9 protein-coding genes are annotated in these 11,198 nt (G+C 72.3%); all 9 read right to left on the bottom strand.

All coding sequences use genetic code 11. From position 1 onward, the window contains the following. Window positions 1–68 precede the first annotated feature (68 nt). Window positions 69–3,281, bottom strand: coding sequence for a bifunctional cytochrome P450/NADPH--P450 reductase (locus AQJ64_RS18600; RefSeq protein WP_055633510.1), 3,213 nt, complete (start codon window positions 3,279–3,281; stop codon window positions 69–71). 364 nt (window positions 3,282–3,645) lie between these two features. Beyond that, entirely contained in the window at window positions 3,646–4,671 is a 1,026-nt protein-coding gene (locus AQJ64_RS18605) for a 6-phosphofructokinase (RefSeq protein ID WP_055633511.1), read from the bottom strand. A 287-nt stretch (window positions 4,672–4,958) separates the two neighbouring features. Beyond that, entirely contained in the window at window positions 4,959–5,309 is a 351-nt protein-coding gene (locus AQJ64_RS18610; RefSeq protein ID WP_055633512.1) for an ArsR/SmtB family transcription factor, read from the bottom strand. Between the two features lie 226 nt (window positions 5,310–5,535). Beyond that, the gene (locus AQJ64_RS18615) at window positions 5,536–7,281 is read right to left on the bottom strand and encodes a SulP family inorganic anion transporter (protein ID WP_055633513.1); all 1,746 of its coding nucleotides are present in this window, start codon (window positions 7,279–7,281) and stop codon (window positions 5,536–5,538) included. A gap of 232 nt (window positions 7,282–7,513) precedes the next feature. Then, window positions 7,514–8,158 (bottom strand): hypothetical protein, encoded by a 645-nt coding sequence (locus AQJ64_RS18620; RefSeq protein WP_055633514.1) that lies wholly within the window; start codon window positions 8,156–8,158, stop codon window positions 7,514–7,516. A 108-nt stretch (window positions 8,159–8,266) separates the two neighbouring features. Continuing rightward, the gene (locus AQJ64_RS18625; protein ID WP_055633515.1) at window positions 8,267–9,259 is read right to left on the bottom strand and encodes an Acg family FMN-binding oxidoreductase; all 993 of its coding nucleotides are present in this window, start codon (window positions 9,257–9,259) and stop codon (window positions 8,267–8,269) included. A 16-nt stretch (window positions 9,260–9,275) separates the two neighbouring features. Further along, entirely contained in the window at window positions 9,276–10,175 is a 900-nt protein-coding gene (locus AQJ64_RS18630) for a DUF1918 domain-containing protein (protein WP_055633516.1), read from the bottom strand. A gap of 106 nt (window positions 10,176–10,281) precedes the next feature. Further along, window positions 10,282–10,740 (bottom strand): Hsp20/alpha crystallin family protein, encoded by a 459-nt coding sequence (locus AQJ64_RS18635; RefSeq protein ID WP_055633517.1) that lies wholly within the window; start codon window positions 10,738–10,740, stop codon window positions 10,282–10,284. 53 nt (window positions 10,741–10,793) lie between these two features. Continuing rightward, complete coding sequence (locus tag AQJ64_RS18640) at window positions 10,794–11,081, bottom strand: DUF1876 domain-containing protein (protein WP_055633541.1); 288 nt, start codon at window positions 11,079–11,081, stop codon at window positions 10,794–10,796. Window positions 11,082–11,198: the final 117 nt, after the last annotated feature.

Genomic DNA, 11,198 nt, shown 5'->3' on the forward strand with positions numbered 1-11,198 from the left:
CATCGAGCGTGCAACAAGCATGAGAACCTCACGAGTTGAGGGGATCGGGAGCCACCGCACGGGGGATCTCAGCCGGCCCAGACGTCCTCGACGTAGTAGCCGGACTCGATCAGGGCTCCCAGCCAGGCCGCGGCCTCCGCGTCCCCGGCACCCGTGTGCCCGCGGTAGATCGCCATGAAGGCCTCCCGTACCGCGGGGGCCATACGGCGGCCGTCACCGCAGACGTGGACGCGTCCGCCGGCTTCCAGCACCGCCCAGACCTCGTCGCTCTCCCGTGCGATGCGGTCCTGGACATGGCGGGCGCCGTCCACGGGGGCGCGGGCGAAGGTGGGCCGCATGGTGACGGCACCGGCCGCTTCGGCCGCCTCGAACTCGGCGCGGTGCAGATAGTCGACGTCCGGGTGGTCACAGCCGAAGTAGCACAGCAGCGTGCCCGTGGAGCGGGTGTGGTGACGGTCGAGGACCGCGCCGCGGAAGGGTGCCAGTCCGGTGCCCGCGCTGACCAGGATCACCGGTACGGACCTGTCCTCGGGCAGGCGGAAGGCCTCACTGCAGGGCAGCACCCTGGCCTGGAGGGTGCCTCCGGCCTTCACGGCCTGCAGATAGTGCGAGGCGATGCCGCGGAACGCGCCCTCGCCGGCGCGGTGGGGGGCGGCGAGCAGCGACACCATCAGGTCCACCTCGCCGGGCGCGGCCTCGGCGGAGGAGGAGATGGAGTAGTGGCGCGGGCGCAGCACCGGCAGCAGTTCGAGGAAGCGCTCGAAGGGCAGCTCGCAGGCGCGGTGGCGGTCCAGGAGATCCAGGACGCTGCGTCCGGCGGCGGTCACCCGCTCGCGGAAGGACTCGGGATCCGTGGTGGCGAGTTCGGCCAGGGGACGCCGCTCGGGCGGGCAGGCGGTGTGCTCGGCCAGCACGGCGACCTGTTCCTGGGTCGCGGGGTCCTGCAGTTCGACGAAGTCGGTCAACAGACGGCGCAGGGTGAGCGGGCGGTCGACGGGCAGGACGCTGCGGCTGCGGCGGCGGGCGCGCAGCCGGACGGTGCGGTCCAGGTCGAGGGCGAAGCGGTCGGCCACCCGCCGGACGAGGGTCTCCGGGTTGCCGGGGAGTACGGCCAGGTGGTCGCCGGTGCGGTAGGTGACGCCCTCGGGCAGCCGCAGCCTCAGGAAGCGCTTGGAGCGGCCCAGCTCGTGGTTCATGTCGACCAGTTCGTACGCGTCGAGCACCTCCATGGGCTGCACGCCGTGCCGCGCGGCGAGTTCACCGATGACCGAGTCGGCCGTCTCCTCCAACTCGTACAGCCCCGGCTCCTGTTCGGTGTCCGGCTCCCTCCGGCTCACCTCCGCCTCGGTGCCGTACCGGGCCAGCAGGGCGTTCCACAGGTCGCGCGTCCACCGGTCCACCGTCCCGGCGAAGTCGCCGGAGGCGTCGGCGGCGCCGCGTTCCAGCAGGGGCGTGGCACCGGCGGCGCTCAGCCGCTCTTCGATGAGCGCGGGGATGCGCTGGTAGGTGGCGGCCCAGTTGCGGTCGCCTACGCCGAGTACGGCGTACCGGACTCCGTCGAGCGCGCCCGGTCGCAGTCCGTCCAGCCACTCGACGAACCGGGCGGCGTCGTCGGTGGGCCTGCCGTTGTAGGAGGAGGCCACGATCACGACGGGTCCGTCGCCGGCGGTGAGCCTGTCCACGGCGTCGTCGAGCGGGGCGACGGACGGGGCGAAGCCACGCTCGTCGCCGTCCGTCGCCAGATCGCGTGCGATGCCCGCGCAGGTCCCCAGGTTGGAACCGTGCAGCAGGGTCAGCGCGGTTCCCGTGGCCCGCCGTGCCGTGGGCCGCTCCCGGCCGACGGGTGTGCCGCTCACGGCGGCGGCGGGCAGACGGCGCTCGTCACCGGTGCGCCGGGCCAGGCGGAGGGTGAACCCGTCGGGCTTGAGGGTGAGCGACTGCTTGATCTTCAGCTGGTAGTCGGCGTGGTCGATCAGGCGGTACCGGTGGATCACCAGCGCGAGGACGAGCGTCGCCTCGTGCAGTGCGAACTGGCGGCCGATGCAGGCGCGTTCGCCGTTGCCGAACGGCTTGAACAGATGGGCCGGGCGCTGCTCCTCCCGCTCGGGGAGGAACCGGTCGGGGTCGAACAGCTCGACGTTCTCGCCCCAGGCGGGGTCCCGGTGCAGCTGAGGGATGAGCACCTGGATCGACTCGCCCCCGCGCACGGCGTACTTCCCGCCGATGACCGTGTCCTCCAGCGGCTCCACGGCATAGGCGGGCGCCGTCGGCCACAGCCGCAGGCTCTCGTTGAGCACCTGGCGGATGTACGTGAGCCTGCCGATGTCCCCGTACTCCGGCTCGGGGGTGTCCTCGTCTCCCCACAGCGCGTCGACCTCTGCCTGGGCCCGGGCCAGGACCTCGGGGTGCTTGGTGAGGTAGTAGAGGGCGAAGGACAACGCGCCGCTGGTGGTCTCATGGCCGGCGATGAGGAACGTGATCGCCTGGTAACGGATGTTGACATCGTCCAGGGGCTCGCCGGTCGCCGCGTCGGCGGTGTGCAGCATCCGGCCGAGCAGGTCGGCGGTGCTCCGGTCGCCGGATGCCCGGCGCTGCCGGATCACGTCGTCGACCAGGTCCTTCATCAGGGCGACGTCGCCGCGGAACTGTTCGGCCTGCCTGCGCTTGAACAGCTCCATGCCGGGGATGGACTCCCCCCTGGCCTGGGCGAAGCCGAGCGCCCGGGACAGCGCGGTGACGAAGGGGTGCGTCTCCTCCCGGGCGAACGACTCGAAGTCGTAGCCGAAGCCGCACAGGCCGATCGTGTCGAAGGTCAGCCGCGTCATGTCGGCGGCGACGTCCACGGGCTCGTCACCGGCCGCGCCGTCCCACTTCCGGAGGAGCTCCCGGGCAACCTCGAGCATCGTCGTGTGGTAGCCGCGCATCGCGCCCAGGGAGAACGCCGGCATCAGGACGTCGTGCGCCCTGCGCCAGTTGGGCTCGTGGTGGAAGGCGGTGAAGAGACCGTCACCGCCGATCTCCCGGAGGATCACGAGGTCGTTGTGCACGCTCTTGCGGAAGCGGCTCTCGTCCGCGAGTTCGGTGACGAGATCGAGGCCGGAGGCGAAGTTGATCTCGTTGCCGAAGACACGGATCTTGAACAGCGGCCCCAGTTCCCTGGCCTCCTTCATCACATGGAGCAGGCCGTCGGCACCGCTGGGGATATCGAACGCGTGACCGACCAAGGGCAGGGCGGGACGCTGGGGTATCGGTTCGGTTCCGCGCAGGGTCGCGTGAGTCATGAGCTTGCCTTTCGTTCCACACAGGCGGTCGCTTGCCCCAACCATACGAGTGACCTTGTCACTCGACAATGTCGATCGATTGTGTTGGTTGACACGGTCAATCGACGGAACCACCGGGAACCTTGAGACGTCTGGCGTGGCCGAGCCGGGGGAAGGGGCACGGACGGCCTCGGCGTGCCGGGGGCCGGCCGCCCTGCGTCACCCGTGGAAGCGCGCGCACCTTCTCCGGTCCAGGACCAGGCACATGCCCGCCCGGACGGAACAGGGCACAGGGGACAGGGCACAGCGCCGAAGATCCCGGCCGGGCCGGTTTCCGGCTGCCCAGCGGGCAGCGGTCGGGGCCGGGGGCCGGGGGCCGTGCAGATCAGCCGAAGAACACCTCGAACTCGTCGTACAGCGACAGATCCACCGTCTTGTTCCTCGCCCCGGCCTCCGGCAGCGCGGTGCGGACGATCCGGGTCCCGCGCAGGGCCACCATCGTGCCGAAGTCCCCCTCCCCGACCGCGTCCACGGCATGCAGCCCGAAGCGGGTGGCCAGCCACCGGTCGAAGGCGCTCGGGGTGCCGCCACGCTGGACGTGGCCGAGGACCGTGGTGCGGGCATCCTTGCTCGTGCGTCGCGAGATCTCCCGCGCGAGCCACTCACCGACGCCCGACAGCCGCACATGGCCGTACTCGTCCAGCGACCGGTCCTTCAGGATCGTCTGCCCCTCCTTGGGAACGGCTCCCTCGGCGACGACCACGATCGGCGCGTAGTTGATCCTGAACCGGCTCCGCACCCACGCACAGACCTGCTCGATGTCGAACGGCCGCTCCGGGATGAGGATCACGTTGGCGCCACCCGCGACACCGGCGTGCAGGGCGATCCATCCGGAATGCCGCCCCATCACCTCCACCACGAGGGTCCGCATGTGCGACTCGGCGGTGGTGTGGAGGCGGTCGATGGCCTCGGTCGCGATCCCGACGGCCGTGTCGAAACCGAAGGTGTAGTCGGTGCCGGCCACGTCGTTGTCGATGGTCTTCGGCACGCCGACCAGCCGGATCCCCTGACGGCTGAGTTCGGCGGCGGCACCGAGCGTGTCCTCGCCGCCGATCACGACGAGCGCGTCGACCTCGTGCGCGGCAAGGGTGTCCTGGATGCGCCGTACCCCGTCCTCGTGCTTGAACGGGTTGGTGCGGGAGGAGCCGAGGATGGTTCCGCCGCGCGGGAGGATGCCTCGTACGACGGCGATGTCCAGCGGCACCACCTTGCCCTGGAGCGCGCCGAGCCAGCCGTCGCGCAGGCCCACGAAGTCGAAGCCGTACTCCTGGACACCTTTGCGTACGACGCTGCGGATGACGGCGTTGAGACCGGGGCAGTCCCCGCCACCGGTCAGCACCCCGACCCTCATGACGTCCTCCCTTCTCGGCCGTCAGTCGGTATGGGTGGTACATAAAGCGGCCGGTGCGACGTGTCGTGCGGCCCTCTCCCCATCATCAGCGAGAGCGGCCCCGGCGGCGACCCGCCTCGGCCGTGGGACCCGCTCGCCCGCGACGAACGCCCTGCTGAAATACCCGGCAGGGTACCGACATCAGCGAGAGCGGGGCCGGTCGTGTGGACCTTGCCCGACCGGGTCCGGGCCGGCCTCGGTCGTGCGATCTCCCTGGCCCGGACCCGACCGCCGATCGGGAGCCGTCGCTACGAGGACGGCTTCGCCTCCTCCTGTGTGGCCCGCAGGTCGGCGAGGAGTTCGGCCTGTCCGGCCAGCACCCCGGAGAGGATCGTGCGGGCCACCCGCAGCAGCTCCGCGATCTGCGGGCTCGTGAGCGAGTAGTAGACGGTCGATCCCTCCCTGCGGGTGATGACCAGGTTGGCGCGGCGCAGCACCGCCAACTGCTGCGAGAGATGGGCGGGCTCGATGCCCACTTCGGGCAGCATCTCGGCGACCGCGTGCTCCCGCTCGCTCAGCAGCTCCAGTACCCGGATGCGTGCCGGGTGGCCGAGCGTCTTGAAGAACTCGGCCTTCAGTTGGTACAGCGGCGTACTCACCGTGCCGTCTCCTCCCCGGCAGGCCGGCACGGTCCCTCCGGCCGGGCCCCGGCGCGTCGCGTCCACCCACCTGTCGACAACATGCCGCCCATCCTCGCGTGCGGCAGCGGTCCGGCCGAATCCGCCGGTGCGGGTCCGGCTGTCGCTTCGCGTGCCGACCGCTCCCGTCCGGTCCCGCGCTGTCGGTGGCCGGCTCGACGGCCGTACTCCCCCACGCGTCGCATGCTCATCGCAGGGTCTCCTCGTGGGATTCCCCGGGCTTCCGCGCGGAAGGGGCGGACGGGACGGGCACGACTCCGGCCGTCTCCAGGTGCTCGCGCGCGGCCCGGATCGCCTCGGGGGTGGTGGCATACTCCCCGCCCCCGTGCCGCAGCAGGTCCAGCGCGCCGACGGAGTCCAGGACCCGGTGCTGGCCGGGGCGTATCCCGGACGCGAGGACGACGATGCCGCGGCGCCGCAGCTTCTCCACCGCGTCCTTCAGGACGAGGGCGCCGGTCGCGTCCATGGTCGACACGCGCGACATGCGCAGAACGACGACACGGACGTCGGCCACGTCGGTCAGCTCCAGCAGGAAGCGGTGGGCGGCGGCGAAGAACAGCGGCCCGTCGATGCGGTAGGCGACGATGTGCTCGGCCAGCAGGGCGTGTTCCTCCGCGGAGTGGTCACCCCGGTCGAGCGGCACCTGGTCGAAGCGGGCCTGCTGGGCGACGGCACGCAACGCGAGGGCACCCGCGACGGCCAGGCCGATGACGACGGCGTACACAAGGTCCAGGACCAGGGTCGCGACGGCGGTCAGCACGAGGATCAGCGCGTCGGCGCGGGTGGCCTTGGCCATCGCCTTGAGCGAGCCGACCTCGACCATGCGGATCGCGGTGGCCAGGAGTACGCCGGCCAGTGCCGCCAGGGGAATCTTCGCCACGAGGGGGGCCGCGGCGAAGACGATCACGGCGAGGACGGCCGCGTGGGTGAGGGCGGCCAGCCGGGAGGTCGCGCCCGTACGGACGTTGACCGCGGTGCGGGCGATCGCCCCGGTCGCCGGTACTCCGCCGAACAGCGGGGCGGCGATGTTCGCGAGCCCCTGGCCGAACAGCTCCCGGTCGGGGTCGTACTGCTGGCCGACCGTCATGCCGTCGGCGACCGAGGCGGACAGCAGGGACTCCAGCGCGGCCAGGGCCGCGACCGCCACGGCCGGGACCATGAGCGTGCCCAGGGAACCGACGTCCAGGAAGGACAGCGAGGGCGCGGGCAGCCCCGAGGGGAGCTCTCCGATCGGCTTGGCGGCGTCCAGCCCACCGGCCTGCGCGACCACCGCGGCGGCGGCCACGGCCAGGAGGGAGAACGGAACGGTCGGCCGCCACCGCGCACCGGCCAGCATGACCGCCGCGACGACGACGGCGAAACCCAGGGCGATCCAGTTCGGGGACCGGACGAACTCCCCGATCGCCCGCCAGGTCACCACCAGCACCCGGTCGCCCTCGGGCCTGGGCACGCCGAGCGCACTCGGGACCTGCTGCAGGCCGATCACACAGGCGATGCCCAGCGTGAAACCCTCGACCACCGGGGCGGGGATGTACCGCATGTAACGGCCGGCCTTCAGCGCGGCCAGCGCCACCAGCATCACACCGGCGATCAGGCCGACCGTGAGGACGCCCGTCGGCCCGTACTCGCCCACGATGGGGACGAGTACCACCGTCATCGCGCCCGTCGGTCCGGACACCTGAAGGTTCGATCCGCCGAAGAGCGCGGCCAGGGCACCCGCGACCACCGCGGTCGCCAGGCCGGCCTCCGCGCCCAGACCGGAGGAGACACCGAAGCCGAGGGCGAGGGGCAGCGCCACCACGGCCACGGTCAGCCCCGCCAGCAGGTCACGGCGCGGGTCACGGCGCATCTCCGCGAGGTCGGCGCGGGCCGGCAGCAGCGCCGCGGTCCGGGCCAGGATCCGGATCCGGATCCGGTCGATCCGAGAGGTCATCGCGCGGCGACCTCCTGGTCCCCCGGCATCCGGAAGAACTCGGCCTTGGCCTGGTACAGCGGAACGAACACGATCCCTCGGCTTCTCCTTCGGGCCCCGCCTCGGAGCGGGCACGCAGGCCGGCCCCACGCTACCTACGAACATAGTAAACACAGCACCTGCTCAATTGCGAAATCTTGCAATTCAGCAAGAGGGCAATGCTCCGGGATGCCGCGGTGGACGGGCTCGGCCGTCACTTCCCTGGACCGAGCCGGGTGCGGAGGTTGTGGAACTGACGGGTCTGCATGACGACGTGCGCGGGCTCCCCCAGCACCAGGTCGAACGGCCGGGTGAGCGGACGAGGGCGGCCCCGGCCGCGCGTGCGCACCACCAGGCGGGTCTCGCCGTCGGCGGTCGGCCGCAGATGGAAGCCCCAGATGCCCTCGAGGCGGGCCCGGGGCGGAGGACCCGACGGGTCGAAGGAGTGACCGGAGGGCAGGGCCAGGTCCGACCGCAGCACCAGAGTCCGGTTCGGCTCCAGACGGGCCACGGTGAACCAGGCCCGGCCGTCCCTCGTCGCGAGCAGCCGCGCCCCCTCGCGCAAGCTCTGCCATGCGGGCACGACGCGGTCCGCGCTGGGCTCACCGAAGTGGTCCAGGCGGTCCCAGCTGTACCAGCCGCCGCGGTCGCCTCCCATCTGTACCAGCCAGGGCCAGACCCTCTCGGGTGGCGCCGGGAGGGTTGTGGCCATCGTCGACATGCCGTCGGCGTCGGGGACGAGTTCGTCGCCCGGGTAGACACGGGCGGCCTCGCCCTGGGTGGCGCCCCAGGTCAGCAGCCTGGGCCGGATCCACAGCGCGTAGAGCACCGACGTGGCGGAGGCCGCCGCGAGGAACACCGGACCGGCTCCCGCTCGCCTCCGAGGCGCGGCGGGCGGCCGGGAGCACGGCTCGTCGAGGTGGAGCGCGTGGGGGGTCCGCGCGGGGGCGGTGCCGGACACCATGTCTCAGGGCTCGATGTCGAGTACGTGCGAGACCGGGCGGCGCGGGGTGCCGGGGCCCTTGGGGCCGTAGCCCAGGCGGAGCACGACCTGGGTGGGGCCCGTCCCGGTCGCCGGGTCGCGCAGGGGCCAGCGCAGGTCCGTCCATTCGAGGGGCTGGGTGGCGAAGGAGGCGGACAGGCCGTGCAGGGTGGCCAGCAGCAGGACGCGTTCCATGGCCTGGCCCGCGCGGAGCCAGTCCTCGCGGCGGTCGTGGACCGTGCTGACGAGAGCCAGCTGAGGACTCTGTTCGAAGTCGGCGGCTTCCCGTCCCGCCATCGGCCGGACCCCCGCGAAGTCACGCATGGGGGCCTTGCCGCCGCGCATGCGCGGCCCGTAGGCGTAGCGCGGGACGCCCTCGCCGACGCCGCCCACCGACACCGCGTCGCCGCCGGTCCACCGGGTCAGGTCCTGGTCGCTTCCGGGGTCGGTGCGGTTGCGGGCCTCGGCCTCCTGGAAGAGTTCCAGCACCTCCCGCAGATGCCAGCCGGTGGGGAACGTCAGCGTCGCGCCCTCGGCCCGCGCGGCGGCGGCGAGAGCCTCCCTCACGGCCCCGGGGATCTCCCGCTCCTCGAACGGGTGGCGGCTGGTGTGCCGCTGGTGGATCGCCGGATGCAGCGCGGCGAGGTCCCCTTCGCCGCCGGTCCCGTCGGTCAGCCGCACGCTCGCGAGGAGCGTCCGGTCGGCGGGGTCGGGGAGCAGCAGGGTCTCGGGGTGGCGGTCCTCGTGGGCGATCGCGACCCGCAGGTTCAGCAGGGCGGCGGCACAGCCCAGGTGCAGGGCGCGGGTGTCGGGGTCGGCGTGCGGCATGGTGCGCTCGAAGTCCGCGTACAGCTCGAACGTGTGGCGGTGCCGGAGGTAGCGGAAACGCCAGGGCTGCGCGTTGTGCATGGACGGCGCGGCGGCCGCGTCCCGGACCAGGGCCGCCACCCGGTCGTCGGACAGTGCTTGCCGGCTCACTGGGAACCTCCCTCGTCTACCGGTCTTCTGCGGTGATCCTGCGGCCGGTGAGGCTCGTGGGGCGGATGGACACCCACATCTGGCGCTCACCGCCCGCCCAGGGGGTGGTGTGGGCGTGCTCCGCCAGGCCGCGCACCGCCTCGGGCTCCGTGACGACGCTCGCGCGGCCGACGGCGAGCACGCTCCAGCCCCGGCTCATGGCGTCGTCCACATGGTCGACCTCGAAGGCGACCTCGGTGCCCACGGCGGCCGCGGGCAGCGAGTCGGGGGCGGTCCGGAAGGCGATGGTGTCGTCGACGATCTCGTAGTTGACCGGTACGACCGCCGGGCGGCCGTCGGACGAGGCCACCGCGATGCGCCCCACGCCGTGGGTGGACAGCAGGGAGCGGCATTCCTCCTCGCCGAGATCCTCAAGGCGCGGGTGCAGCAGCGCGTGCCCCTGGCCGGGCGGCAGGCCGGTTCCGCCGCCGCGCAGGGCGGCGGTGGTGGTGCCCAGCGCGTCCGCCAGCCTGATGAGGGCCGCCAGGCTCGGATCGGCGGGGTGTTCCTCCAGGTACGACAGGTAGCCGGGCGACATCCGGGCGCGGCGGGCCGTCTCCTCCCGGCCGAGCCCTTGCCGGCGGCGTTCGGCGGCGACCCGTCGGCCGATGTCGCCGGGGTCGACCGGGCCTCCCACGGAAACGGGCTCCTCGTGCGGGGAAGTCCGCCGGGCGGCTCCGGGCCGGGGGTGCCCGAAATGCTGGATGTGCGCGTCGGGCCCGGGGAACACGAGCGTCACCCCGTCCGTGTCCGACCAGCGCACGTCGTACGGCGGTGTGCCGTCCTCATGGTGAAGTCCGACGATCTCGCCGTCGCGCCGGGCGGCGCCGGACGTCGTGCTTTCGACGACGAGTCGGTCGCCGAGGTGAGCTCGCATGGTGGCCACCCCTCCTCAGGATGGTGCGGTGTCCGGTGCTGTGTCCGACGTAGGCCGACGGGCCGGGCCGACGGCGACCGCCGGCCCTTCGCGCCGGTGACCGGCCTCAGCCGGTGATCTCGATGCGCTGTGTCGTGCCCTTCTCGGTCTTGGGGACCCTCACGGTGAGGACGCCGTTGCTCAGTTCCGCGCTGATGTGCTCGATGTCGGCGTTCGGGGGCAGCGTCGTGCGGTAGTCGAACTGGCCGATACGACGCGTGTGCCGGCGGACCGCCCCGGTGTGCTCCCGCTGTTTGACCTCACCGTGGACGTCGAGCTCTCCCTCGGAGACCTCCACGGTGATCTGGTCCTTGTCCATGCCGGGCAGCTCCAGTTCCACCAGGTAGGCGTCTTCGGCGTCCTCGATGTCGGCCAGCGGGGCCCAGGGCTCGGCCCCGCCGAACGTGGGCCATCCGCCGCCGGCGAAGGCGGCGTGCATGAGCTGGTCCATCCTGGTGCGAAGGTCGTCCAGCTCGCGCAGGGCGGCAGGAACGCCGCCACCGCTGTGTCGTGCGGGATGTGTCATGAGTGATCCCTCCTCGGCTTCACATGGGCTTCGGCTTCACATGGGCTCCGGCTTCACAGGAGCCAGCCGGCGGCCTGGTGCGTGCCCGGCCGGGGCGCGCCCGTGCCTTCGATGTCCCGCTCGGCGGCCTGCAACAGCTTTCGGGCGAGATCGTTCATCGCCCGGCCCGCCGCCAGCTCGTCGCCGATCTCCGGCACGTTCGCATCCGCCGGATGGCAGTGCGCGGCCCCGTGGCCGGTGAGTGCCGTGGTACCGGTGTCCAGCACCAGATGCGCCTTCGTCGTCCCCTCGTCGTCCTCGAAGATATGGAGCCGGGCCTTCCATTCCACCGTGTGCGACATCGCTTTCCTCCTCATCCCGGTACGGTCCTCCGCGGTGCGAGCTGCTCCTCGGTGCGGTGCCGGACGCGGTCCGCAGCGCAGCCCGCCCGGCGCTCGTCGAATGTGGGCCGTGGGCCG

The organism is Streptomyces griseoruber, assembly GCF_001514205.1.
GTDB classification, from domain to species: domain Bacteria; phylum Actinomycetota; class Actinomycetes; order Streptomycetales; family Streptomycetaceae; genus Streptomyces; species Streptomyces griseoruber.